A 24,190-nucleotide genomic window follows, 5' to 3' on the forward strand; every position below is an offset into this window, starting at 1 on the left:
AGGACTTCCATATCTTACTCATAGAAAAATGGCAGTAATTTCAAAGCCCCGCTTAGAGGCTTAGGAGCGGAGAACTTCTTAAGCCTAATCGCCTTGAGGAGTGACCCGCCACCCGGTTTTTGGCCATTTCATGGCCGGTCACCGCTTGTCCGCAAGGTTTCAATCTAGGAATAGCTTTCCAGCTCAGCCATTCCGAACGGATGGCTCAACGCTACTATAGCGGGGGAAGTAGGGCCAGCACTTGCGGTGCTGCTCGCAGATAGCATCAATGACGTGCGTATGACCACTGTGCTGAGCACGATGGAGCAAGACCGCCCATTCGGATTATTGAGTTGATGGCGGTTGAATCAACGCATTAGCGTTAGGTTCAAGGGGTTGTTTCGCGGCTAAACCGCCAAAGGAAATGGCGGGGTCGATGTAGCGCATGGCTGACTTGATGTCCTTCCAGCCCACATAGGTCATCAGTGCCTTGAGATCCCAACCATTGGCCGTGGCCCAGGTGGCAAAGCCACGGCGCAGCGAGTGGCTGGTGTACAGCTCGGCGGGAATGCCGGCGCGCTGCAGGATCTGGCGCAGCAGACTGATCAGGCTACCAGGATGCAGGTCGTCTTCACTAAGATGTCCCCAGCGATCCAGGCGGCGGAACACCGCGCCGCGGGCGATGCCGGCCACGCTGATCCAGTCTAGGTAGGCCTGTACTGGGCACAGGCGCTTCAGCGCCGGCGCGTAGTGGGTCGTGCCAACGTTATCCCTATCTCCCTTGCTCTGCGGCAGGAACAGGCTCATTCCAGCGCCGGGCTCGGCCTGGATATGTTCGACCCGCAGGCGACATAGCTCGTCACTGCGAAAGCCCCGCCAGAAGCCGATCAGCAGCAGCGCCGCATCGCGGCGGCTGCGGAGTAGCTTTGCAAGACATCCGTCCCGCTGAGCCCGTGCAGCTTCCTTCTCCAGCCACTGAACCGCCAGCTCCAGATGTTTCAGCTGTAGCGGAACGGCCTGCTTAGCCTGCGCTGGATGCAGGGTACGTATGCCTTTAAGCACCTGCCGCACCGTGGGTGTCTTGGTCGGATCGGGGAAACCCTGGTTGATGTGCCACTGAGCCAGGGCCGCCAGGCGCTGTTTGAGCGTGCTGAGGCTCAGCGTGTCGGCATAGTCCACCAGGTAGCGCACGATGCTGTCGCCGGTCGCGGGCAGGAATCCACCCCAGGCCACCTCGAAGTGTTCAATGGCCGATTGGTAGCTACGCCGGGTGTTTTCCCGCGTACCGGCTTGCAGATAGCGCTCGACGCTCTTCATCGTCCGAGGTTGCCCTTTGTGTACTGAAAAACGGCTGCTTAGCGACCGTTTTTGCCCATCCTATTGAATAAGTTTTCATTACTTTATCTGATTTAAGCCACTGAATCCGGCTTTACTTCAGATCAATTTGGCATGTAAATACATGGTATGTAATCCACTACGAAATCGTAGGAGCACACCATGGCCCGTGGCGGCATTAACAAGGCGCTGGTTCAGAAGGCGCGACAGGCCATCCTGGCGCGGGGCGAGAACCCCAGCATCGACGCGGTGCGCGTCGAACTGGGAAACACCGGCTCGAAAACCACCATTCACCGCTACTTGAAAGAACTCGAAGACGCCGAGCGCGGCCGGAATACGGCCGCGATCCCGCTCAGCGAACAGTTGGCTAACTTGGTCGGCCAGTTGGCGGATCAGCTAAAGGAGGACGCGCAGGCCGCCGTGGCCCAGGAGCGCGAGCAACTGGCACGTGAGCGGCTCGACTACCAGAACCAGACTCGGCTGGCTGAAAGCCGTATCCAGCAACTGGAAAGTCAGTGCAGCGGGCTCACGGAACAGCTTCAGGCAATTCAGCAAGCGCTACAGCAGGAGCAGCAGCAACGCCAGCAGTCCGAGGTTGAGAATGCCCGCCTGGTGCAGGCTAACCGCGATCAGGACGCGCGCCTGCAGGACCGCGACAGCCAAATTCGCTCGCTGGAGGAAAAGCATCAGCATGCCCGCGATGCTCTGGAACACTATCGCCTGGCCAGCAAAGAGCAGCGTGAGCAAGAACAGCGCCGACACGAGTCGCAGGTGCAACAACTGCAACTGGAGCTGCGGCAACTTCAGCAGACCGTGATAATCAAGCAGGACGAACTGACCCAACTGAACCGCGACAATGCGCGCCTGCTCGCCGAGGCGCGGCAGTTGCAGAAAGAGCAGCATGCGCAACAACAGCTTCTGGCGCAGAAGACCCAGGCCCTAGAAACCGCCAAGAGCGCACTGACCGGCGTTGAGCGCGCGAATGAAACCCTGGAACAGCGTTGTCGCACATTGCAGGAGGAGGTGTCCCGGCTGGGCGAAGCCTCCGTGATTCAGGCACAGCAAGCGCAGGGTCTGCAGGAGCGTTTGATCGAAGCCGCTGCACAGCTGAAGCTACTCGGGGCACCGCTGGCGCACGTAGCAAATGATCCGGCACACTGAGGCCAGAAGCTGAGTAGGGGGGGCAGATGACACTACCCGAGACTGCCAATGAACGGACAGCGCAGTCGTTTCGACGCAGCGCCAGCGCGTACAGAGCCTACAGATAAGCCTTGCCGAGGCCACGGCAGCGTTGAAACTGCACGCCAAGACGCGTCCCCCTGCAGCCTCGAAGGCACGGCGTCCGACGCAGCCCCTGATTACGCAATTGCTTGGGCCGCTAGTACGCTAAATGAAGCAATAGGATCGGGATAGGCAGGGAAGTAGGCATACATATGAAATTTCGCACGTACGCAGCAGCAATGATTTACATCGGCTCCTACCTGCCGCTGAGCATGATCTTGCTGACACAAGACTACCAGTATGAAGCGCTGTCCTTACCGTGGTGCAGTGACTGGCTGGCCTTTACCAGCCAGTGTCACATCCCTTTACGGAATCCGCTCATGGCGTTGTCGTTGTTCGCAGTCTGTTTGATGTGTTTTCTCTTTACCCTGCTTACTTTGACCTGCGTTAAGCCGAGGCTGGAGGTGGCCATCGAGGAGGCTCGACACATTCCTTCGGATTTGATGAATTACGTGCTGCCTTATGTGGTGTCTTTCATGAGCCTGGATTATCAGGAAACCAGCAAGTTCATTGGTTTCATAATTTTCTTGGCGTGGCTGTTCTGGATTACCCACAAGTCTGGCCAGATCATCCTGAACCCGCTCCTAATCGTTTTTGGCTGGAAGCTCTACGAGATTCGCTATCGCTTCGCGCAGAGCCCGAATGTCCTTAGCGGCGTCTGTTTGTCGAAGGTCGACCTGTTTCCCAACCAAACCCATAAACAACGCGCCCTCGAGGATGTGTTGATCATCAAAGAATAAGGAATACGCCATGGCTGGAGCGCTAGAAACTCTCAAGGAATTCGATCTGGAACACGCCACAGTGACGCTGTGGACCTTCAAGAAGTCGACCGGCAAGGACAAAAGACCTGTCTTTACCGGCCGCTGGGTGGACACCAGCGATGCGTTGAATGAGGCCATCAAATCGGCAGTGCAGACGACTTGTGAAGGTATAAACGAGACGCAGGAATACGGCCTGCTTGCGCAGAACAACGAGGCTAGCGTGCTGACGATCACTACCCTGGAAACCCATGCAGGGTTGATTGTGGCGCAGGCTGTCGATGAGGTTGCAGCGAAGAAGGTGATCAACCTCAAAGACATCAGCAATGCGGGCTTCTACGCGTTGAAGCTGGTTTCGGGCGATAAAGTGATTTATGCCGTGCGGCGCACGGATGATTCGTGGAAGGCGAAGAAGTCGCTCAAGATCATTTCTGCCGTATTCTCCGACCATGAGTTGGGGCTCGATGATAAACCGGGGTTCAACCTGTCCAAATACGTGGATTTCTTCATCGTTGGGGAGGATGTTCTCGTTTGCTCAAAGCCAAGCTTCGAGTCCATCCTTAGTTACAAGCAGGCACATAAAGAGGACTTCGGCGCGCTGCAAGCTGAACCGGAGTTCTTTGAAGTATTCACCGACATGCAACCGCTGATTGCTTATGTGGGGGACAACAAAATGCAATTGCGTAGGGCATCGGCTATTCGCCAGAAAGGGCACTATCGCAACCCTGATTTTATGGCGAGTCTGCGCGCAGCCCACGCACAGTTTAGTTTGAACATCACTTTTGATGACGTCGGTAAGATTGTGCCGTCGCCTGAGACCTGCAAGGATATTTTCCAAGCTCTACTGGATCACCGTTTGATGTCGCATTTCTCGCACCGTGTGTATGACGTCCAAAATGCTGCGGATGTGGCGGTAAACTAAAGAGCAGACTCACGCCAGATGCGCTTTTAGACAGGTCATCGAGACAGCGATGAGCTGGAAGCATATGGGTGTTTAGAAGGGAAGTGAGTGAAATCACCCTCACCCCGCCCCCCCCCTAAAGAGGAGCCTGAAATCTAAAATACCGGATATGGATTAGATGGTTACAGCCAATTCAGCGTTCAATTTACATTTTCGGGGGAGGGTAAAAATTGCTAACCTGGGCTAGAAGCTGTCGCCAGTGACCCAGTCCAGCAGCACCTATTCCTGACAGAATAGAGTTATATGGAAATTATCGAGGTTATGCTTTCACCATAAACTTGATATTTTAACTATGAATGAATGACTAGGTAGGGCGGGTATTGGCGGGCACTTCACCGGGCCGAACGAATAGAACGGCGACGAACCAGAACACAAGCCGCGGCACCTTGATCGTGCGCGGATCAGTTATTGCATCGAGGGCGATTCAACGCTCGCAAAATCAAGAGTTTAAGATCATCAGTAAATAGAAGGGGGGGGAGTGACTTTTCCCCTTATCTCGGCATAACCCCTCTTCCACCCCATTGGCACGCCAGCACTAAGTCATCCTGCTGGCAGGAGGTGGTCCCATCCGGCATAGCGGGATATCCATGAGGAGACATGTCGTGATTTCTAGCGCTGAACAAAAGCGCCGAGAGGCTGCTGCCCGATATGCTCGGGCGACGATCGCCTTGGAGGGCGGTCAGCAGACGCCGATTGCAGCAGAACAGTTGGCGCGATTTGTAGAGGGCTCGATCTCTATCGAGCAGGCGATTGAGCTCGTGCGGCAGAGCTACGGCCTCCCAAAGAGTATGTCGGCGGCCCAGGTCGACAGAATCGATTAGCTAGCGAGATGGATTGCTATAGCGTAGTCGATTGGGCACCAGTGCATCGAAAGCACTCAGATCTACACCCACATGACCATCACGGACCTGCAAGATGTGTACAGCAGAACGCACTCGGCAGCCCAGGGTTCACGACGTTGAATAGGGTTTGGATGCGCGCTTGATAATTTCGAGCAATGCGAGCACTGGAGACAGTGCTGGGGGAGCAGAAAAAACTAACCACCGATACCTGAAAGAGATCGAGGAGACCGAAGGGGGCAGGGCAGAGGGCCAACTTCAGCTCAGCGAGCAATTGGTCAGCCTGGTGAGCCATCTCGCTGATCAGCTAGGGGAAGAAGCCGAGGCTTCGATAGCCCAGGAACGAGAGCATCTGGCACGGGAGCGGCTCGACTACCAGAATCAGATCAGGCAAGCCGAAGCCCATATCCAGCAGCTGGAAAGCCAGTCCGCCATGCTTGCGGAGCAGCTCAATGTCGCGCAGCAAGCCCTGAACCAAGCACAGCATCAACACCAGCTGGCCCAGCTGGAGAATGGCCGGCTGACCCAAGCAAACGATGACAAAGACGCGCGCCTAGCTGATCGGGAGAGCCAAATTCGCTCATTAGAGGAAAAGCATCAGCATGCCCGTGACGCGCTGGAGCATTACCGGCAAGCCAGTAAAGAGCAGCGTGAGCAAGAACAGCGCCGGCATGAAACCCAGGTCCAGCAAGTTCAAGTGGAATTGCGACAGCTACAGCTACAGCAGACCTTGATCGTCAAACAGGACGAACTGACACAGATAAACCGCGACAACGCGCGCCTGCTTGCTGAAGTTCGGCAGCAGCAAAATGAGCGCGCAGCCGATGCGAGCAGCACATGACCCTCACGCTCCACGCCCCCAACAATCAGAGCCGCCTCCAGAGCATCGACTAGCCGAAGCTACGTCGCCTGGAAACCGTATGACGGATCGAACCAAGTGCGTCCAGTTTTTAACTAATCTCTGGAATGGAAGAACGAGGCCTCGGTCCGTCAGATCCCATGGGCTGCGTCGCTAACTAAACTCTAGAATCGGCGGATGGGAGACATTTCCCGCGGCTCAAACCGGTAAAAAAGTTAACTAAACTCTAGAATGGAAGGACAGAAGCCCGTTTCTAGGGTTTAGTTGCAGAAAATTCTAAAATTTAGTTATACGAACAGACGCCTTGTCCAATCAACGGCAGCGCTCGTGAACAGATCTAGCATAGTCTTGCGTTTAACATAATATACATTATGCGAACTTACTGAGAGCTGGCGGTGGCTGCCAACCTAGTTAGAGAACTCGCGGCTGTCGTTTTGACACTTCGCATAATGTAGCCTTATGACAAATTTAGCTTGCGTTGGCTACTGGTCTGGCACAGCGGCTCATACCACCAGTAAATAGAAATTACCGGCCTTGTCGCTCTGAACCGAGCCGCTTCGCAGCTCGCTCGAAAGCTGGGTGAATCACTGGAGAACCGCCAGGACAGTCCGTCCGTTCAGGCTGAAGTATTCCGGATATTCAAAACCGTCTTCAGTAATGAGCAAGCTGGTAGGCACGCCGGAATCTGGCGATGCAATTTGAACAGCATTGCCAGTTGTTTGGCGTCAACACATCGTCAAACCTTGCAAAATCTGCGCACCTTCTATACTGACGCCACATTGCCACGACCCTTGTCGCCAGAAAGTGCTGGCTGCAAAAACGGGAGAATGCGCGCTATGGACTGGTTGGGCTTGCATTTTATCGCTGATCTGCCGGCAGACGGACAGATCATCCTCCAGTGCAGCTACAACCCCTTGCTGGTGCTCCTGGCCTATGTGGTCGCCTCGGCCGCCAGCTTTACCGCCCTTAACCTGGCGGAACGCGTGGGGCATGCCGAACGTCGCGGTGCACGGCTGATGTGGCGCTGGGTCGGCGCTTTCTGCCTGGCCGGCGGTATCTGGTCCATGCACTTTGTCGCCATGCTGGCCTTCCAGGCACCGGTCCCGATCCACTACGACATCCTGACCACCGCCGCCTCGCTATTGACCGCCTTTATTGCCGCGTTGCTGGCCATGTACACACTCGGCCACGAGCACTTGCGTCTGTCCCGGTACTTGCTCGCGGCCTTCTGCATCGGCCTCGGCATTGCCGCCATGCACTACAGCGGAATGGCCGCGATCCGCTCCCCCGCCATCCAGTACTACCAGCCCTGGCTGTTCGCCTTGTCGATCCTGATTGCCTTCGCCGCCAGCCTGGTCGCCTTGTTATTGGCCCTGTATTTCCGCAATAGCGATGGTTTTTTTCACCAGATGCTGAAGTACCTGGCCAGCCTGGTGATGGGCGCAGCCATCGTCTCCATGCACTTCACCGGCATGTGGTCACTGAGCCTGGTGGTTCCGCTTGGCACTCCGTTGCAGTTGCAACCCGCCGAAAACAGCCTGCAACTGGGCCTGACCATCGGCCTGATCGCGCTGCTGATCATTGGTAGCGGTCTCAGCGCGGCCTGGGCGGATAGAAAGCTTGAGAGCAAGGAGCGCGACTTGCTTCGGGTCAATACTCTGCTCAACCAGCTCGACCACGCCCGCGCCTCGCTGCAGCAGGCCGCCCACTACGACGCCCTGACCAACCTCCTCAATCGCCGCGGCTTCAACCAGCTTTTCGCGGAACAGCTGCAAGAGCATATCCAGCGCAACCAGGCCTTGGCGGTGATGTTTCTCGATATCGATCACTTCAAACGGATCAACGACAGCCTAGGTCACGACGCCGGCGACGAGATGCTCAAGGTGGTCGCCGAACGCCTGCGCGGCACCGTGCGCGAGCACGATGTGATCGCCCGGCTCGGTGGCGATGAGTTCTGCATCCTCGCCAGCCTGCACAGTGACGATGAGGCACGGCAACTGGCGCAGCGGGTGATGGAGAAGATGAAAGACCCGATTGCGCTGTTCGGCCGTAGCCTGGTGATGACTGCCAGCATCGGCATCAGCCTGCTTCCGGAAGACGGCCAAACCTGCGAGGAACTGCTCAAACACGCGGACTTGGCGCTCTATCAGTCCAAAGGCTGCGGGCGCAACACCCTGTACTTCTTCAGCTCGCACCTGAAAGCAAAGGTTTCCCTCGAACTGCAACTGGAAGAGGAGCTGCATGAAGCGCTGCGCGAAGAACATGGCCTGCAACTCTACTATCAGCCGATTCTCGACCTGCGCAGCGGTCAGCCCAGCAAGCTGGAAGCCCTGGTGCGCTGGCAGCATCCGCAACATGGCCTGCTGACACCGGAGCGCTTTATTGGCATCGCCGAAGCCAATGGTTTTATCGCCGAACTGGATGCCTGGGTACTACGCCGCGCCTGCCACGATCTCAAGCTGCTTGGCGAGCTGGGCTTTGCCGAGATGAAAGTCGCGGTGAACTGCTCGGCGCTCAACCTGGGGCGCGATGAACTCGTTCAGGAGGTGCGGGACGCCCTGCAGAGCACTGGCGTGCAGCCCCAGCGGCTGGAGCTGGAGGTCACCGAGAACGCGCTGATGGGCAATATCAACCGCGCCGCAGAGCTGCTGCAGCAGATCCGCAACCTTGGCGTATCCCTCTCGATCGACGATTTCGGCACCGGCTACTCATCGCTGGCCTATTTGCGCCGCCTCCCTCTGGACACCCTAAAAATCGACCGCTCCTTCGTCCAGGACATCCCGGAGTCCCAGCAGGGCATGGACATAGTGCAGGCCATTATCGGCATGGCCCACACCCTGAAGCTCAAGGTGGTCGCCGAAGGCGTGGAAACCTCACAACAGCTGGAGTTTTTGCGTGAACACGGCTGCGACTTTATCCAGGGTTATCTGCTTAGCCGGCCACTGCCGCTGCAGGCGCTGCAAGACTTGCTGTATAGCTTCGATACAGCCCCCCAAAGCGCCTGGCCTGCACGCGTCAGTTTGACCTAGGACAGTTGGTTTTCTGGCCTGGGCAAGCGCTGCGGCATCCTCGACGAGAAGAGCAAAATACCGCCCAAAATCTTCAGTGCGCCGCCTACCCTTGCTGCCGCCAGACCGCTAGCCAGCCAAGCGAATTCCTGTTTGCACTGCTCGGCCGATACGCCACCGAAAATCAACCGCCATAGCCTGTTGCCGCCAGGACCTTCTGCGCAGCATTAACATCCAGCTGCCCGCTAAGCCTCTGCGCTGGGCCTCCTCATCTGGTGCGGTCAGAGCATCAACATTGGCGATATGCGCAACACCACCCTCCTCTTCTCGCGGGCCCGGAACGCCTTGGAGGTTATCGCCATGAATTTCATGGCCACAACGGCAAGCATTTCGCTGGCTATGCTTGAGTTAAGTGCTTCTTGCACACGCGCTTGATCTGAACTAGCTCCAACGCGGTTTAACTGGAGCTGCGGTGAAGCGTTCCGCTTTCATTGGTATAAAGGTGGGCGGTATGACTCGTCGATTCTATCGGGCGCTTATGCTCTTCCTGCTTGTCGGCCTAAGTGCCGAGGCCGCGTTAGCTGAAAACGGTTGGCTGTCCCTGCATGTCTATACCGAAGAGTTCCCGCCTTACAACTACACCGAGAGCGGCATCGCCCGCGGCATCTCGGTGGATGTGTTGCTGGAAGCGGCCGAAGCCGCCGGCCTGCCGCTGGAGCGCAAGGATATCCGCTCGCTGCCCTGGGCCCGGGGCTACCAGTTGGTGCAGAAAGGCCCTGGCGTCATGCTGTTCGCCATGACCCGTTCGACGGCTCGCGAGCCCTTGTTCAAATGGGTGGGACCTATCATCACCACCCGCGTCGTGTTGCTGGCGCGCAAGGCGCGTGCTCTCAAGCTGAACGCGGTCAGCGAAATCGCCAACTACCGGATTGGGGCGATCCGCGACGACATCGGTCACCTGCTGCTCAGGGATTTGGGCATTGCCGACCAGGACCTGCAACTCTCGGCTAACGCGGTGTCGATCGCCCATATGCTGAGCAAGGACCGCATCGATCTATGGGCTTACGATGAAGTGACCGCGGCCTGGTTTATCAAGCGCCTGGGGCTCAACAGCGGCGATTATGAGGCGGTTTATGTGCTCAAGGATGGCGAAATGTACTACGCCTTCAGCCTCGACGTTGACGATCAACCGTTGCAGCAACTGCAAACCGGGCTGGACAAGTTGAAGCAGCAACAGCGCTATCTGGACATCATCAATCAATACAAATAACGCCGGCCCCCTCCTCGCCAGCCGTCAGCAGGCCGTCCCTGTCGTTCAGCAGCCTTGTTGAACGTTGTCGCCTGGGCAGGAAAAATCAGGATCGATTGGCCCTATGAGCAAGAAACCCAGCAGAAAAACGCACCGTCCAGGTCCTGCGGCACAGGCTCGAATGGAAAAGCGCCGAGGGGTTGCACCCGACTGGCCAGTGTTGCTACTGGCGCTGGGCGGCATGTTGCTGAGCGGCTACCTGAGCTTTACCGCGCTAAGCGACAGCGCCCCGCTATTCTGTGGGCAAGACTCGCCCTGTGAACGGATTCAGCAAAGCCGCTGGTCGCAGCTATTGGGCATGCCTGTGTCACTCTGGGGTTTTGCCCTCTATGGCGTGCTGGCGTTAAACGCCTGGCGACTGCCGAGCAAGCTGCCACGCTGGCGTCGGCAGTGGCTGGTTGCTTTGTTCGGTTTGGCGATCAGCCTGTACCTGAGCCTGATCGGCTGGCTCGAACTCGAGGCACTCTGCGCCTGGTGTCTGCTGTCGCTGGCCTTGCTGGCGGCGATCTGTGCCCGGCTCAGCCTGAAGCGCCCGCAATCGCCCATTGCCGTGCCCTGGCGGCCTTGGCTGATGCGCAGCGGCCTGACGGTGCTGCTGGCCTTGACGGCCCTGCACCTGTATCACAGCGACCTCCTCGTCCCCCGCGAAGAGCCCCAGTTGCAGGCGCTGGCCGAGCACCTGCAGCGCACTGGGGCGAAATTCTACGGGACATTCTGGTGCCCGATCTGCCAGGAACAGAAACGCCTGTTCGGCGGGTCTGCCGAGCGCCTGCCCTATATCGAATGCACGCCGAACGGCAGCAAGGGCCTGCTGGCCGCCGCCTGTATCGAGGCCAAGATCACCGGCTATCCGACCTGGATCATTCGCGGCAAGCGCTATTCGCAGTCGCTCAGCACTGTGGAGCTGGCGCGTTACTCGCGCTTCAAATGGCGCGAGAACGCCGCACCCTGAGGGGCTATGCTTGAACCATGGTCCGCGCCACTTTCCGCTTCTACGAGGAGCTCAACGACTTCCTCCCGGCCGAGCGCCGACGCCAGGCATTCGACTGCGTCTGCGCGCGCGCGGCCACCACCAAGCACATGATCGAGGCCCTCGGCGTGCCCCATACCGAGGTCGAACTGCTGCTGGTCAATGGCGAGTCGGTGGGGTTCGAGCGCTTGCTGGTGGACGGCGACCGGGTGGCGGTCTACCCCAAGTTCGAACGCCTGGACATCAGCCCCCTGCTCAAGGTGCGCGAAAAACCCTTGCGCATGTTGCGCTTTATCGCCGACGCCCACCTCGGCGGCCTGGCCCGCCTGCTGCGCATGGCCGGTTTCGACAGCCTCTACGACAACCATTTCGACGACCTGGAGATAGCCGCAACGGCCGCCCGCGAAGGCCGCATCGTGCTGACCCGCGACCGCGAACTGCTCAAGCGCCGGCTGGTCAGCCACGGCTGCTATGTGCACGCACGCAAACCGGCCGAACAACTGCGCGAGCTGTTCGAGCGGCTCGATCTGGCGCGCAGCGTACGCCCCTTCAGCCTGTGCCTGCATTGCAACCTGGCGCTGCGGCTGGTCGATCTGGAGGAAGCCCGCGAGCGCCTGCCCAGCCGCATCGGTTGCCGCTATTCGCGCTTCCTGCAGTGCGATGGCTGTCACCGTCTGTACTGGCAAGGCAGCCATTGGCGCAATATGTGCGCCCTGCTGGCACCGCTGCTCGCGTCCGCGACGCTGGAAACCCGCCCGCCCTAATCCGGTGGCCGCAGGCCGGCCTCGCGCAGCCAGTCGCGATTGAACAGGCGCCCGGCGTAGAGCCCGCCGCGGTCGCACAGCAAGGTCACTATGCAGTGCCCCGGGCCCAGCTCATGGGCCAGGCGCTGCGCGGCGCAGAGGTTGATGCCGCTCGAGCCGCCGACGAACAAGCCTTCCTCGCGCAGCAGGCGATAGAGCATGTCCACGCACTGCTGATCGTCCACCTGCAGCGCCGAGTCGATCGGTGTGCCCTGCAGATTGGCGGTCACCCGGCTGGTGCCTATGCCTTCGGTGACCGACTTGCCTTCGGCGCGCAACTCGCCGTCCAGCACCCAGTGATAGAGGGCACTGCCCATGGGGTCGGCGAGGACGATGCGCACATCCGCTTTGCGTTCCTTGAGATAACGCGCCACGCCGGCCAGGGTGCCACCGGTGCCGACCGCACAGACGAAGGCATCCACCCTGCCCTGGCTATCGCGCCAGATCTCCGGCCCGGTGGTGCGGTAATGGGCTTCGCGGTTGGCGGTATTGTCGAACTGGTTGGCCCAGATCGCCCCGGGTAGTGTGGCGGCCAGACGGCCGGCGATCTTCTGGTAGTTGTCCGGATCGCTGTAGGGCTTGGGCGGCACCAGGCGCACCTCGGCGCCCAGTTGGCGCAGCAGGTCGAATTTCTCCCGCGACTGGTTATCCGGGATCACTATGACGCAACGGTAACCCCGCGCCGCACAGATATGCGCCAGGCCGATGCCGGTATTGCCGGCGGTACCTTCCACCACGGTGCCGCCCGGCCCCAGATGGCCACTGCGTTCGGCCTCCTGGATGATGCCCAGGGCCGCGCGGTCCTTGATCGAGCCGCCGGGGTTGAGAAACTCGGCCTTGGCCAGGATCTCGCAGCCGGTCTCGGCACTGAGCTTGCCGAGTCGGATCAGCGGTGTGTCGCCAATGGCCCCGATAAATCCCTCGCGTATCGCCATGCTCCACCTCCAGCCTGCCCTGCTCTTTACCAGTTTAGCGGCGACCGGCGCCGCCGCACGCGCAGCGGTCGGCCGGCGGCTCCGCGGCAATGAATGGCGCAAGGCGCAGGCATTGCGCTTAGCTTTGCGCAGCGCGCGTCTGGGTCACGTGGCCTGCGCCGAGGGGGCTTATTCCTCCGGGGCGCTCAGGTAGCGCTCGAACCAATCGCCGGCCAACCTGGCCACTGCATCCATAGCCCCGGGCTCCTCGAACAGATGGCTCGCGCCCGCTATCACCTGCAATTGCTGGGTGCAATGCAGCTGCCGGCTGGTTTCGCGGTTCAAGCGCAGCACCACCTGGTCCTCGCCGCCGACTATCTGCAGCGTCGGCGCCTCGACCTGGCCTCGGGCCTGCTCCGCCAGGTCGGTACGGCCGCCGCGCGAGACCACCGCCTGAATCGCCTGCGGCCGCTGCGCGGCGGCAATCAGGGCGGCGGCGGCGCCGGTACTGGCGCCGAACAGGCCCAGGCGCAGGTGGGCCAGTTCGGCGTCGCGGGCGAGCCAATCGATCACGCCGAGGATGCGCCGCCCCAGCAGCGGAATGTCGAAGCGCAGCTCGCGGGTGACCTCATCGATGCGCTGCTCCGGCTCGGTGAGCAAGTCGAACAGCAAGGTGGCCAGCCCCCGTTCGCTGAAGTAGCGGGCCACCTGCTGGTTGCGTGGGCTGAGGCGACTGCTGCCGCTGCCATGCACGAACACCACCAAACCCTGCGCGGCAGCCGGCAGCAGCAGGTCGGCCGCCAGTTGCGCGTCGCTCAGCGGCACGCGCAGAAAGCGTGGCTGAAGCGCTTGCATAAGCCTTACCTCCCGCCGCTCACGGCGTCTGCTCACAGTCGCGCTGCCAGGCGCGGGCTAGCAGGTCCAGCACCTCCTGGTCCGAGGTCTGGGAAAAATCCAGGTACCAGGGGCCGATGGCCATCAGCCACTCGGGAATAAAGGGGCAGACCACCTCATCGACCTCGGTGCGCAAGCGCGCCACGCTGTCCGCCGCGGCGACCGGCACGGCGACCACTAGGCGCGCCGGCCGCTGCCCGCGCACCGCCTGGACTGCCGCGCGCATGGTGGCCCCGGTGGCCACCCCATCGTCGACCAGTATTACCTGCTGGTCGCGCAGCTGCGGCAGCGGGCGCTCCCCCCGATAGGCCTGGTCGCGGCGCTGCAGCTCCTGGGTTTCCCGGGCGACAACCGCCTCGATGGTCGCGTCGTCGATGTGCAACATCTGCAGCACATCAGGATTCAGCACCCGTCCCCCGCCGCTGGCGATGGCGCCCATGGCCAGCTCGCTATGGCCCGGCACGCCGAGCTTGCGTACCAACAGCAGATCCAGGCGCAGCTCCAGGGCCTGGGCGATTTCATAGGCCACCGGCACACCGCCCCGGGGCAAGGCCAGCACTATGCAGTCGCGCCGCTGCCGGTAGGCCACCAGCAACTGCGCCAGAGCCCGGCCGGCGGCCGCCCTGTCGGGGATGGGGACATCAAGGGAATCGTAGCGAGCCATCTAGCAGCCCTCGACTCGGTGTTGGGTCAGCACCCGCAGAGTCTTCAGTTTAGCGCCAGGCCTTGGACTCATCCGCTGTCTTGCGGCTGGCTTGCCCTATGCAGCCGCTCCTGGCTGCAGAGCAAGGTGGTAAAACCTGGGCCTAGAGCCATGGCACTGCTGCTGTCTGCTCTAAGCTCTTAACAGGCCGTTGAAAAACTACCTGCGTTGCCGATACGGCGTTAAAAACAGGCTCGGAATGCTCATTTACAGCTCGTAAACTCCGCTTCCTCGCCTATTTTCGCCTTGTCTCGGCTGCCTCGCCTACATTTTTCAACGGCCTGTTAGAGTCGAGTGGCTATAGCTGTGCATTACACAGTACCGGTGTTGCTGGCTATCAATACGTCACTCGGGCTACTCGCTTAGCAAGACAGCCGAACACTCCATCAAGGGCAGGCAGCATGGACAAGCAGCAACAATGGAACCTCTGGTTCTTCCTGATCGCTTTCAGTCTACTCCTGGTATTTCAGAGCTGGTGGGGCGCGGGCAGTGCCATTGAGCAGATTCCCTATAGCGAGTTTATGCGTCTGCTCAAGGACAACCAACTGAGTGAATTACGCATCGAACAGCAGCAAATCAGCGGCAAGCTCAAGGAGCCGATCAACAACCGTTACCAGTTCAGCACCGTCAGGGTCGAGCCCGAGCTGGCCGCGGCCTTGGCCCAGTCGCAGGTCCGCTTCAGCGGCACCCGCGAAGGCGGTGCGCTCGACAGTCTGCTCAGCTGGCTGTTGCCCTTTCTGCTGATATTCGCCTTCTGGTCCTTTCTGTTTCGCCGCCTGCTGGACAAACAGGGGCTGGGCGGCATGGTCAATGTCGGCAAGTCCAAGGCCAAGGTGTTCGTACAGCGTGATACCGGGGTGACCTTCGAGGATGTGGCCGGCATAGACGAGGCCAAGGCCGAGCTGCTGGAAGTGGTGTCCTTTCTCAAGGACCAGCCCAAATACAGCCGTCTGGGCGCACGCATCCCCAAGGGCATACTGCTGGTCGGCCCGCCCGGCACCGGCAAGACCCTGGTGGCCAAGGCGGTGGCGGGAGAAGCCGGGGTGCCGTTCTTCTCCATCTCCGGTTCCGAGTTCGTCGAGATGTTCGTCGGCGTCGGCGCGGCGCGGGTGCGCGACCTGTTCGAGCAGGCGCGCCAGGCCGCGCCCTGCATCATCTTTATCGACGAACTGGATGCCCTGGGCAAGATGCGCGGCGCCGGGGCCTTCGGCGGCAACGATGAAAAGGAGCAGACCCTCAACCAGTTGCTGGCCGAACTGGACGGTTTCGATACGCGCGAAGGGGTGGTGCTGCTGGCCGCCACCAACCGCCCGGAGATTCTCGACCCGGCCCTGCTGCGCGCCGGCCGCTTCGACCGCCAGATAGTCATCGACCGCCCGGACAGGCGCGGCCGGGTGGCCATTCTCAAGGTGCATCTGAAGCGCATCCAGGCCGGCGACGATCTGGATGTCGAAGCCATAGCCGGGATGACCACCGGCTTTTCCGGGGCGGACCTGGCCAACCTGGTCAACGAGGCGGCCATAGTGGCCACCCGCCGCGGAGCGGATAGGGTGGATATGGCCGACTTCAGCGCCGCGGTGGAACGCATAGTGATTGGCAGCGAACGCCGCGGACGCCTGCTGCAGCCTCATGAACGCGAGGTGGTGGCCTATCACGAAATGGGCCATGCCCTGGCCGCGGCCAGCCTGGCGGGCATGGACCCGGTGAATAAGGTGTCGATCATCCCCCGCTCGGTCGGCGCCCTGGGTTACACCTTGCAGCGCCCCACCGAGGACCGTTATCTGATCACCCTGCGCGAGCTCAAGGACCGCATGCTGGTATTGCTGGCAGGGCGCGCGGCCGAACAGTTGATCTTCGCTGAGATTTCCACCGGCGCGGCGGACGATCTGGCCAAGGTCACCGATATCGCCCGGCAGATAGTCACCCGCTTCGGCATGAGTAGCGAACTCGGCCAGGCCGTGCTGGAACGCCAGAGTGCCAGCTACCTGGGTGAACATGCGATCAGCCTGCGCGAAAAGGACTACTCGGAGCAGACCGCCCGCGAGGTGGACCTGTGCGTCAAGGCCCTGATCGATGAGGCCTATGAGCGGGCCAAGGCCCTGCTGCAGAGCCGCCGCGCCGAACTGGAACAAGGGGCCAGGCTGCTGCTGGAAAAGGAAACCCTGACCCCCGAAGACTTTCCGCCGTTGCGCCCCCTGGCACTGCAGCCTTGAGCCTCTTCTTGACCGGGCGGCTTGGTCGGGGCGGCGCCAGGCTTCCACGCGGGAGTGACCTACACTGGAGAGTTCCATCTACAGCTGTCGCAGGGGGTTTTATGCCTACTGTCGGTTATGCCCCTTCATCCCACGGCTCTATCAGGACGCCAGTCAACTGCCATGACTGTGCATTCAAACGGTTTTGTCTGCCGGCCTATCTGGATGAGGCGGAAACCGCTCGATTGGAAGCCATAGTCAAACGCAATCGGCCCTTGCGCAAGGGCGACCACCTGTTCCGGGCCGGCGATGCCATGCAGCAGATCTATGCGTTGCGTTCGGGCGCGCTGAAAACCTATCTGCTGAATCAGGACGGCGCTGAGCAGATCACCGGCTTCGTCCTGCCGGGCGAACTGATCGGGCTGGATGCCTTTGGCAACAGCCTCTTCCCCAGCTACGCCATGGCATTGGAGACCTCGCTGGTGTGCAGCATTCCGCTGACTGAACTGGAGGAGTTGGCCGATGCTATTCCCCATCTCAGAAAACAGCTGTTCAACACCCTGAGCAGGGAACTGCACGTGGAGCAGGAACACCTCAACCACAATCGAGAAAGCGCCGAACAGCGCCTGAGCATGTTCTTGCTCAACCTATCCGCCCGTTACAGCCGGCGCGGCTTGTCGGCGGTAAAGTTCATCCTGCCCATGAGCCGTGGCGAAATCGCAAACTACCTGGGGCTGACCACAGAGACGGTCAGCCGCCTGTTCACCCGCTTCCGTCTGCAAGGTCTGCTTGAAATCCAAGGCCGTGAAATCCAGCTAACCCGACCGCTATTCTGGGTGACGACGCCCCACCCCGTACCGGCCGGCGCGCTACCCGGGGCAATCATCCACGCGTGATCGGAGGCCAAGAGTATGCAGACAGCAGCCACCGCGCGACGCCTATGCCTGTACAACACGGCAGAGCTCGAACTGATAGTGCAGGCCATGGCGTGCCAGGCCGCCGCTTTGCTGCCGCCCGGCCCAAGCGCCCTGGTCGGCATTCTGCGCCGCGGCGAACCCCTGGCGCGCATGCTGCAACTGCAGTTGGCGCGGCTCTCCGGGCAGGCCGAGTTGCCGCTGTACGGGCTCAAGGTCAAGCGCTACGCCGATGACCTCAGCCTGTTGCATGCGCACACGGCACTGACCGAGAACCCCGAGCTGGCCAAACTGGACCTCGCGGGCACCAGCCTGCTGGTGGTCGACGATGTGCTCTACCACGGCCATTCGCTGCTGCGCACCTGTGCCTATCTGGCGAGCCTGGGTGCCCAGCGGGTGCGCACCGCGGTGCTGGTCGACCGCTGCGTCAGCCAGCAACCGGTGCATGCCGATATAGTCGGGGTACGGCTGCAGATCGCGCCTGGCGACATCATCGAATGCAACGTACCGCCCTATGAGCAGGACTTTCGGATCGAGGTGGTGCGCCGGGGCGCTTAGGCGCTGTCAGGTAAGCCCCCCGCTATAACAGACGCTGATGCAAGTAGCTGAGGTGAGCGGGAAGGCGGTATCTACGGGCTATGCCCGCCGCGCAGGTAAGCCAGCCAATAGACCCCGGCGACCAGCAGGGTGCCTCCGACTATGTTGCCCGCGCTCACGGCGGCAAGATTTTTAGCCGCCGCGATCATCGACAGGCTGCCCTGGGCATCCAGGGCGAGCCCGAATGGCAGGAAGAACCAGTTCGCGATCGAGTGTTCCAAGCCCAGGGTCACAAAGGCGCTAATGGGCAGCAGTATGGCCAGCAGTTTGTCGGTCACGCTGTGCCCGCCCATCGCCAGCCAAACCGCCAGGCATACCAGTACGTTGCACAGGATGCCCCGCGCAAAAGCCTCCCCCAGGCCAAGCTGCGCCTTGCTGCGGGCGATATTGAGCGCCGTTTCCCCCACCGCGCCACCGCCCAGACTGGCAACATCGGCCCACACCACCAGCACCACGGTGCCCAGGCAGCCGATGACATTGCCCAGGTAAACCAGCAGCCAGTTGCGCAGCACCGCCCGGGTGCTGATCAGCTTGCTCGCCCAGGCCATGGCCAAGAGATTGTTGCCGGTAAAGAGTTCGGCGCCACCTATCACCACCAGCACCAGCCCCAGGCAGAAACTCAGGCCGCCGAGCAAACGGGTGGCACCAAAACCAAGGTTGTTGCCGGTGATCACCACGGTGAAAAACAGCGCCCCCAAGGAGATAAAGGCGCCGGCCAGTATGGCCAGCACAAACAGGCTCAAGGCATCCGCATGCGCCTTGGCCACGCCCATTTCTTCGACCCGCTGGGCGATCTGGCTGGGTTGGTAAGCGTCACTGAATAAATGTCGCTCGGTCATGGCACTTCAGCCCGCTAATGCTGCGCTGATGGGGGCGGTGGCCATGCACACACCGCCAGGGACACCGGCTGTCGGCGATCTAGTACGACTAACCCTGGAGCTTGTCGTGCAGCCAGGCAAACAGGGTTCCGAGCAAGCCCCCCCACAGGCTCAATACCAGCAGTGGCCCGAGGAAAGTGCCGGCGCTGTAGCTTTGCGGCCCCTGCAGGCGACTGAAGTCCAGCCCATGGAACAAGGCATTGAGAAAGGCGATGCCCTGCTCCGGCCACAGCGCATAGAGCACGGCACAGACCGTATAGGAAATCGCCATGCTCAGGGCCAGGGCGAGACCGGTTTTCCAGGGTGCGTTCATGTTTAAGTCCTCAGGTTTGGCCGCTGGGGTTCGGCCACTGGCCGGCGACGCCCAGGGCAGCGAATGCGGATGCCCAGACGCCTTATAGTCAGCATAGGAAGTGCCGCAACAGCGCCGTTGATGTAGATCAAATCCAGGGCAAAATCGCTTCGACGGCCTGCTACGGCCATGGCCGCAACCGGGCTCAAGGCTGAGCACAACGCCCGCGGCTGAATCCCCCCGCCTTGATCCAGATCAAAGCCCCGCCGCGGCGGCGGGCCAAGGATGAACAGGGTTCAGGGCGCGCCGCGGGCAAGGGCATGGGCGCGATTGCGCCGGGCGGCCCAGCGCCGCCGGCAAACGAGGTGATGGCGGCGAAGCATGAGGGCGAGCTTGGGCATGGGCGCATGGCACGCAATGGAATCCTCCCAGGTGACGGCCGAGGTCAAGGTCGATCCCAGCCAAGGACTCGCGCAATCCGAGGCGGCGGCGCGCTTGCGGGTTTACGGCCCTAACCGGCCGAGCGTGCCGCCTGGCAAAAGCGCCTGGCGGCGCTTTGCCGCGCAAGTCGCGCAACCCCTGGTGCTGGTACTGATCGCAGCCGGCACTGTGACGGTCTTTCTGGGGGAATGGCTGGATGCCGGCGTGATCTTCGCCGTGGTGTTGATCAATGCCATCCTCGGTTTCGTCCAGGAAGGCAAGGCCGCAGCCGCCTTGGCGGCGCTCGCCCAGGCGGTGGCGGCAGAGGCCACGGTGCTGCGGGCCGGCAGCCACCAGCGGCTCGATGCGGCCGCACTGGTGCCCGGTGATCTGGTGCTGTTGGCGAGCGGCGACAAGGTGCCCGCCGACATGCGCCTGCTCACCAGCAAGGAGCTGCGCACCAGCGAGGCGGCGCTGACCGGCGAATCGCTGCCGGTGGATAAATGCAGCGACTGCCTGGCCGCCGATACGCCCCTCGCCGAGCGGCGCAACATGGCCTATGCCGGCACGCTGGTGGTCGCGGGCCAAGGTCGCGCAGTCGTAGTCGCCACCGGCAATGGCACCGAGAGCGGGCGCATCTGCGCCCTGATCGCCCAGGCGCCGGAGCTGACAACGCCCTTGACGCGCAAGATGGCGGTGTTCGCCCAACAGTTGCTGATCGCCATCCTGCTGCTTGCCGCGCTGACCTTCGGCGTGGGCGTGCTGCGCGGCGAGTCAGCCTTCAGCATGTTTATGGCGGCGGTGGCCCTGGCCGTGGGCGCGATACCCGAGGGGTTGCCGGCAGCCATGACTATCACCCTGGCCATCGGCGTCGCGCGCATGGCCAAACGCCGCGCCATCATTCGCAAGCTGCCCGCGGTCGAGACCCTGGGCAGCACCACGGTCATCTGCTCCGACAAAACCGGGACCCTGACGGAAAACGCGATGACGGTGCGCGCGATTTGGGCCGGCGGCGAAGCGTTCTCCGTCAGCGGCCATGGCTACGGGCCGACGGGGCGCATTGAGTGGGCCGGGCAGCCAGTGGCAATAGCCGCTGCCCTGCGCGAGACCCTCCTGGCCAGCGCGCTCTGCAATGATGCGCGGGTGCTCCACAGCGGCCAGCATTGGACTGTGGTCGGTGACCCCACCGAAGCCGCCCTGCTGGTCGCAGCGCGTAAGGGTGGGCTGGATACGCAGACGCTGAATTCGATTTTTCCACGCCTGGATGAACTGCCTTTCGACTCGACCCGCCAATACATGGCGACCCTGCATGAGATCGAAGGGGCGCGCATCGTCTGCGTGAAGGGCGCCGTGGAGAAGCTCCTGGCCAGCTGTGCCTCGATGCTCGATGCCCATGGCCACGAGGTGCCCCTGACCGCCGAGACCGTCCACGCCGAGGCCACGCGCCTGGCGGCCAGCGGTTTACGCGTACTGGCCGTGGCCCGCTCCGAGCTGGCGCCGGGGCAACGCTTGGAGCATGCGCGGCTCGGCGCCGAGCTGGTGTTTCTCGGCCTCATGGCCATGCTCGACCCGCCACGGCCACGCGCCATCCGCGCGGTGCGCACCTGCCAGGCGGCGGGCATCCGGGTCAAGATGATCACCGGCGACCATCCCAGCACGGCCAGCGCCATCGCCCGCCAACTCGGCATAGTCCGCGCCGGGGTGGCGGCCTGGACCGGCCAGGAACTGGCCAAGCTCGATGACCAAGCCTTGCGTCGGGTGGCGGCGGACGTGGATGTGTTCGCCCGCGTCGAACCTGAGCAGAAACTACGACTGGTGCGGGCCTTGCAGGCCGGCGGGGAAGTGGTGGCCATGACCGGTGACGGGGTCAACGATGCGCCGGCGCTCAAACAAGCCGACATCGGCATAGCCATGGGCCAGGGCACCGAGGTGGCCAAGGAGGCCGCCGCCATGATCCTCACCGACGACAACTTCGCCACCATCGAGGCGGCCATCGAGGAGGGGCGTGGTCTCTACGACAACCTGGTGAAGTTCATTGCCTGGACTATTCCCACCAATGCCAGCGAGGGCCTGGTAATACTCGCCGCCGTGTTCGCCGGCACGCCGCTGCCGATCACACCGCTGCAGATCCTCTGGATCAACCTGACCACCGCCATCCTGCTGGGGATGATGCTGGCGTTCGAGCCGGCCGAGCGCGGCATCATGCAGCGCCCGCCCAGGACTCCGGGTGCTCCGGTGCTTGATCGCGGTCTGTTGCAGCGCATCGTGCTGCTCAGCCTACTGATGCTGGCCGGCGCCTTCGGCCTGTTCGAGCTGGCGCTGCAGCGCGGCCAGTCGATGGCGCAGGCGCGCACAGTCGCCACCAACGTCTTCGTGCTGGTGGCGATTGTCTACCTGTTCAACTGCCGCTCCCTCAGCCACCCATTCTGGTCCATGGCGGCGTTTTCCAACCCCTGGGTGTGGTTCGGCAGCGCCGCGATGCTGGCGCTGCAATTGGCCTTCACCTATCTGCCGGCCTGCAACCGGGTGTTTCACAGCGCCCCTATCGGCCTGCGGGAATGGCTGTGGATTGGCGCCTTTGCGGCCACCTGCGCGCTGATCATCGAAGCGCAAAAATACCTGGGTTCAGCCAGGCAAACAGCGTCCCAGGCGCGGCCAGGCAGCCGGGCAGAATGACCCTCCGCCGACGCCAGCGCGCGCATCTTCAATTCGGCCCGCGGATATTCGTAGGTTGGCGTGGCCTAGACCTATTTTCCCAGCCGTTGCTGCAGGTAGCCGACCAGGCTGTCCAGGCTGTGCAGCTGCCGGTAGTCGGCCTCGGGGATATTCACCGCGAAACGTTGGTGCAAGGCGCCGAGAAAGCGCAACCAATCCATAGAATCCAGGTCGACCTCGTCGCGTAACGGCCGGTCGCTGCGCAGCGTCTCGGCTTCGAGTTCCGGGGCGATCCGTTGCAATTCTTCCAGTACCTGCTGGCGCAACTGCTGCTTATCCATGGGGGGCTCCTTACAGCTTGTCCGGGTCTTGCAATAACTGGCGGATCTCGCCGAGAAAACGCGCGCCGTAGTGGCCATCGCTGACCCTGTGGTCCGCGGCCAGGCTGGCCATCACCGTGGGCCTGACGCAGAGCTGCCCCGCTTCCACCCAGGGTCGTTCGAGAATACGACCGAAGCCGACCAAGGCGACCTGCGGCGGGTAGATCACCCCAAGAACGCAATCCACGCCCTGATCGCCGAGCTGGGTGATGGTGAGGCTGGCGTCGCTCAGTTCGGAGCTGCGCAGCGGTCCGCTGCGGGCCCGCTGCACCAGGTCACCCAGCTCACTCATCAGTTGGCGCAGCGGCTTGTCGGCGACATCGTGCAGCGCCGGTGCGATCAGGCCGCCCTGGCGCAGGGCGATGGCCACGCCGAGGTGAATGCCGGCGGCCGGCTGGAAGGCGCCTTCGCGCCAGTAGCCGTTGAGCTGCGGATAGTCGCGCAGTGCCAGGGCCACCGCCTTGAGCAACAGCACACCGGGTAGCAGGCGTTGCTCCGGCGTGCTCTGGGCATTGCGTGCCTGTAGCCAGGTCATGGCGTTGCCGAGGGCAATGGTCTCGCTCAGGTAGTAATGGGGTATCTCGCGCTTGGAGCGGCTCATGGCCGCGGCGATGGCCTGGCGCATGGCGGCATGGCGGTCGACAGGCGCGGCCGGCTGGGCGGCGGCTTCGACGTCTTCCAGGGTGACCACGCCGTGGGGGCCACTGCCGCTCAGCGCGGCCGGGTCCAGGCCCAGTTCGGCGGCCCGCTTGCGCGCGGCCGGGGAAACCCGCGGCCGGCTGGCCGGCGGCAGGGCGGGTTCGTCCACTAGGGCAGTGGCCATTGGGCTGGCCGCGGGCGCTGATTCAGTTGACGGCGCAGCGGGCGCCGCTTGCCGTCGCACGCTGGGTGGGCTTTCTCCGGCTTCCAGCAGGGTGGCGATCGGCGTGCCCACCGGCACCTTGGCCCCGGGTTCGATCAACAGCTCGAAGATTTCACCGTCGTGCCAGCACTCCACATCCACCGCGGCCTTGGCCGTGTCGATCAGCGCGACCACCTGGCCGCGCTTGACCTTATCGCCGGGCTTGACCTGCCATTCCAGCAGGGTGCCGGCGTCCATGTCAGCGCCGAGGGACGGCAGTTTAAATTCGATCATGCAACCCTTCCTCAATCAGCAACGCATCGCCAGTTACAGCCGTAGGAGCCAGCTTGCTGGCGAAACCCAGGCAGCGCCTGAACCATCGATCGCCAGCAAGCTGGCTCCTACAGG

General features: G+C 61.9%; 20 protein-coding genes and 1 pseudogene. 13 read left to right on the plus strand and 8 right to left on the minus strand.

What is annotated here, in order from left to right:
* Positions 1 to 324: 324 nt before the first annotated feature.
* Positions 325 to 1,296 (minus strand): site-specific integrase, encoded by a 972-nt coding sequence (locus Q8Q83_RS01705; RefSeq protein WP_305620577.1) that lies wholly within the window; start codon positions 1,294 to 1,296, stop codon positions 325 to 327.
* 180 nt (positions 1,297 to 1,476) lie between these two features.
* On the opposite strand from Q8Q83_RS01705, the gene Q8Q83_RS01710 reads away from it, so the two are divergent.
* The 9 genes and pseudogenes from Q8Q83_RS01710 (at position 1,477) to Q8Q83_RS01745 (ending at position 12,063) form a co-directional block, all read left to right on the plus strand.
* Positions 1,477 to 2,475 (plus strand): DNA-binding protein, encoded by a 999-nt coding sequence (locus Q8Q83_RS01710; RefSeq protein ID WP_305620579.1) that lies wholly within the window; start codon positions 1,477 to 1,479, stop codon positions 2,473 to 2,475.
* A gap of 272 nt (positions 2,476 to 2,747) precedes the next feature.
* A complete protein-coding gene (locus Q8Q83_RS01715) occupies positions 2,748 to 3,335 on the plus strand; it encodes a hypothetical protein (RefSeq protein WP_305620580.1) in 588 nt (195 codons plus the stop codon).
* A 10-nt stretch (positions 3,336 to 3,345) separates the two neighbouring features.
* Positions 3,346 to 4,275, plus strand: a complete 930-nt coding sequence (locus tag Q8Q83_RS01720) for a Kiwa anti-phage protein KwaB-like domain-containing protein (protein WP_305620582.1) — start codon at positions 3,346 to 3,348, stop codon at positions 4,273 to 4,275.
* Between the two features lie 626 nt (positions 4,276 to 4,901).
* On the plus strand, positions 4,902 to 5,135 hold the full coding sequence (locus tag Q8Q83_RS20150) for a hypothetical protein (protein WP_371132345.1): 234 nt from the start codon (positions 4,902 to 4,904) through the stop codon (positions 5,133 to 5,135).
* A 202-nt stretch (positions 5,136 to 5,337) separates the two neighbouring features.
* Positions 5,338 to 5,976: pseudogene (locus Q8Q83_RS01725) on the plus strand (DNA-binding protein); the annotation flags it as partial.
* 872 nt (positions 5,977 to 6,848) lie between these two features.
* Positions 6,849 to 9,041, plus strand: coding sequence for a bifunctional diguanylate cyclase/phosphodiesterase (locus Q8Q83_RS01730; protein ID WP_305620627.1), 2,193 nt, complete (start codon positions 6,849 to 6,851; stop codon positions 9,039 to 9,041).
* Positions 9,042 to 9,531: 490 nt separating this feature from the next.
* A complete protein-coding gene (locus tag Q8Q83_RS01735; protein WP_305620584.1) occupies positions 9,532 to 10,290 on the plus strand; it encodes an ABC transporter substrate-binding protein in 759 nt (252 codons plus the stop codon).
* Between the two features lie 160 nt (positions 10,291 to 10,450).
* Positions 10,451 to 11,281 (plus strand): vitamin K epoxide reductase family protein, encoded by an 831-nt coding sequence (locus tag Q8Q83_RS01740; RefSeq protein WP_305620586.1) that lies wholly within the window; start codon positions 10,451 to 10,453, stop codon positions 11,279 to 11,281.
* A gap of 17 nt (positions 11,282 to 11,298) precedes the next feature.
* Positions 11,299 to 12,063, plus strand: coding sequence for a Mut7-C RNAse domain-containing protein (locus tag Q8Q83_RS01745; RefSeq protein ID WP_305620587.1), 765 nt, complete (start codon positions 11,299 to 11,301; stop codon positions 12,061 to 12,063).
* Here Q8Q83_RS01745 and Q8Q83_RS01750 read toward each other — a convergent pair.
* From Q8Q83_RS01750 to Q8Q83_RS01760, 3 genes are all read right to left on the minus strand, one after another.
* Entirely contained in the window at positions 12,060 to 13,037 is a 978-nt protein-coding gene (locus Q8Q83_RS01750) for a cysteine synthase A (RefSeq protein ID WP_305620589.1), read from the minus strand. The two genes, Q8Q83_RS01745 and Q8Q83_RS01750, sit on opposite strands and share 4 nt — an antisense overlap.
* Positions 13,038 to 13,205: 168 nt before the next feature.
* The gene (locus Q8Q83_RS01755) at positions 13,206 to 13,871 is read right to left on the minus strand and encodes a dienelactone hydrolase family protein (protein WP_305620591.1); all 666 of its coding nucleotides are present in this window, start codon (positions 13,869 to 13,871) and stop codon (positions 13,206 to 13,208) included.
* Positions 13,872 to 13,890: 19 nt separating this feature from the next.
* Positions 13,891 to 14,574 (minus strand): phosphoribosyltransferase, encoded by a 684-nt coding sequence (locus Q8Q83_RS01760; RefSeq protein WP_305620593.1) that lies wholly within the window; start codon positions 14,572 to 14,574, stop codon positions 13,891 to 13,893.
* A gap of 440 nt (positions 14,575 to 15,014) precedes the next feature.
* Between Q8Q83_RS01760 and ftsH the strand changes: the two genes are divergently transcribed.
* The 3 genes from ftsH to Q8Q83_RS01775 all read left to right on the plus strand — a co-directional run bounded on the left by ftsH (position 15,015) and on the right by Q8Q83_RS01775 (position 18,277).
* Positions 15,015 to 16,826, plus strand: a complete 1,812-nt coding sequence (ftsH, locus tag Q8Q83_RS01765; protein ID WP_305620595.1) for an ATP-dependent zinc metalloprotease FtsH — start codon at positions 15,015 to 15,017, stop codon at positions 16,824 to 16,826.
* 101 nt (positions 16,827 to 16,927) lie between these two features.
* Positions 16,928 to 17,701: a fumarate/nitrate reduction transcriptional regulator Fnr gene (gene fnr / locus Q8Q83_RS01770; protein ID WP_305620597.1), complete on the plus strand. Its 774-nt coding sequence runs from the start codon at positions 16,928 to 16,930 to the stop codon at positions 17,699 to 17,701.
* A gap of 15 nt (positions 17,702 to 17,716) precedes the next feature.
* Positions 17,717 to 18,277: a phosphoribosyltransferase family protein gene (locus Q8Q83_RS01775; RefSeq protein WP_305620599.1), complete on the plus strand. Its 561-nt coding sequence runs from the start codon at positions 17,717 to 17,719 to the stop codon at positions 18,275 to 18,277.
* Positions 18,278 to 18,348: 71 nt separating this feature from the next.
* Here Q8Q83_RS01775 and Q8Q83_RS01780 read toward each other — a convergent pair whose 3' ends face one another.
* A complete protein-coding gene (locus tag Q8Q83_RS01780) occupies positions 18,349 to 19,155 on the minus strand; it encodes a formate/nitrite transporter family protein (RefSeq protein WP_305620601.1) in 807 nt (268 codons plus the stop codon).
* Between the two features lie 88 nt (positions 19,156 to 19,243).
* Entirely contained in the window at positions 19,244 to 19,507 is a 264-nt protein-coding gene (locus Q8Q83_RS01785) for a DUF5676 family membrane protein (RefSeq protein WP_305620602.1), read from the minus strand.
* A 396-nt stretch (positions 19,508 to 19,903) separates the two neighbouring features.
* On the opposite strand from Q8Q83_RS01785, the gene Q8Q83_RS01790 reads away from it, so the two are divergent.
* A complete protein-coding gene (locus Q8Q83_RS01790) occupies positions 19,904 to 22,582 on the plus strand; it encodes an HAD-IC family P-type ATPase (RefSeq protein ID WP_305620604.1) in 2,679 nt (892 codons plus the stop codon).
* 71 nt (positions 22,583 to 22,653) lie between these two features.
* Here the strand turns inward: Q8Q83_RS01790 and Q8Q83_RS01795 are convergent, their stop codons facing one another.
* Both Q8Q83_RS01795 and Q8Q83_RS01800 read right to left on the minus strand, forming a co-directional pair.
* Positions 22,654 to 22,902 carry an acyl carrier protein gene (locus tag Q8Q83_RS01795; protein WP_305620605.1) on the minus strand — a complete coding sequence of 83 codons (249 nt, stop codon included), beginning with the start codon at positions 22,900 to 22,902 and terminating at the stop codon, positions 22,654 to 22,656.
* A gap of 10 nt (positions 22,903 to 22,912) precedes the next feature.
* Positions 22,913 to 24,076, minus strand: a complete 1,164-nt coding sequence (locus tag Q8Q83_RS01800; RefSeq protein ID WP_305620607.1) for a dihydrolipoamide acetyltransferase family protein — start codon at positions 24,074 to 24,076, stop codon at positions 22,913 to 22,915.
* Positions 24,077 to 24,190 lie beyond the last annotated feature (114 nt).

This window comes from Pseudomonas sp. (assembly GCF_030696055.1).
GTDB lineage: Bacteria > Pseudomonadota > Gammaproteobacteria > Pseudomonadales > Pseudomonadaceae > Aquipseudomonas.

What these genes read in the sequence shown, in the direction of transcription:
- Q8Q83_RS01705 (WP_305620577.1), bottom strand. Translation starts at nt 1,296, where the DNA reads ATGAAGAGCGTCGAGCGCTATCTGCAAGCCGGTACGCGGGAAAACACC.
- Q8Q83_RS01710 (WP_305620579.1), top strand. Translation starts at nt 1,477, where the DNA reads ATGGCCCGTGGCGGCATTAACAAGGCGCTGGTTCAGAAGGCGCGACAG.
- Q8Q83_RS01715 (WP_305620580.1), top strand. Translation starts at nt 2,748, where the DNA reads ATGAAATTTCGCACGTACGCAGCAGCAATGATTTACATCGGCTCCTAC.
- Q8Q83_RS01720 (WP_305620582.1), top strand. Translation starts at nt 3,346, where the DNA reads ATGGCTGGAGCGCTAGAAACTCTCAAGGAATTCGATCTGGAACACGCC.
- Q8Q83_RS20150 (WP_371132345.1), top strand. Translation starts at nt 4,902, where the DNA reads ATGAGGAGACATGTCGTGATTTCTAGCGCTGAACAAAAGCGCCGAGAG.
- Q8Q83_RS01730 (WP_305620627.1), top strand. Translation starts at nt 6,849, where the DNA reads ATGGACTGGTTGGGCTTGCATTTTATCGCTGATCTGCCGGCAGACGGA.
- Q8Q83_RS01735 (WP_305620584.1), top strand. Translation starts at nt 9,532, where the DNA reads ATGACTCGTCGATTCTATCGGGCGCTTATGCTCTTCCTGCTTGTCGGC.
- Q8Q83_RS01740 (WP_305620586.1), top strand. Translation starts at nt 10,451, where the DNA reads ATGGAAAAGCGCCGAGGGGTTGCACCCGACTGGCCAGTGTTGCTACTG.
- Q8Q83_RS01745 (WP_305620587.1), top strand. Translation starts at nt 11,299, where the DNA reads ATGGTCCGCGCCACTTTCCGCTTCTACGAGGAGCTCAACGACTTCCTC.
- Q8Q83_RS01750 (WP_305620589.1), bottom strand. Translation starts at nt 13,037, where the DNA reads ATGGCGATACGCGAGGGATTTATCGGGGCCATTGGCGACACACCGCTG.
- Q8Q83_RS01755 (WP_305620591.1), bottom strand. Translation starts at nt 13,871, where the DNA reads ATGCAAGCGCTTCAGCCACGCTTTCTGCGCGTGCCGCTGAGCGACGCG.
- Q8Q83_RS01760 (WP_305620593.1), bottom strand. Translation starts at nt 14,574, where the DNA reads ATGGCTCGCTACGATTCCCTTGATGTCCCCATCCCCGACAGGGCGGCC.
- ftsH (WP_305620595.1), top strand. Translation starts at nt 15,015, where the DNA reads ATGGACAAGCAGCAACAATGGAACCTCTGGTTCTTCCTGATCGCTTTC.
- fnr (WP_305620597.1), top strand. Translation starts at nt 16,928, where the DNA reads ATGCCTACTGTCGGTTATGCCCCTTCATCCCACGGCTCTATCAGGACG.
- Q8Q83_RS01775 (WP_305620599.1), top strand. Translation starts at nt 17,717, where the DNA reads ATGCAGACAGCAGCCACCGCGCGACGCCTATGCCTGTACAACACGGCA.
- Q8Q83_RS01780 (WP_305620601.1), bottom strand. Translation starts at nt 19,155, where the DNA reads ATGACCGAGCGACATTTATTCAGTGACGCTTACCAACCCAGCCAGATC.
- Q8Q83_RS01785 (WP_305620602.1), bottom strand. Translation starts at nt 19,507, where the DNA reads ATGAACGCACCCTGGAAAACCGGTCTCGCCCTGGCCCTGAGCATGGCG.
- Q8Q83_RS01790 (WP_305620604.1), top strand. Translation starts at nt 19,904, where the DNA reads ATGGAATCCTCCCAGGTGACGGCCGAGGTCAAGGTCGATCCCAGCCAA.
- Q8Q83_RS01795 (WP_305620605.1), bottom strand. Translation starts at nt 22,902, where the DNA reads ATGGATAAGCAGCAGTTGCGCCAGCAGGTACTGGAAGAATTGCAACGG.
- Q8Q83_RS01800 (WP_305620607.1), bottom strand. Translation starts at nt 24,076, where the DNA reads ATGATCGAATTTAAACTGCCGTCCCTCGGCGCTGACATGGACGCCGGC.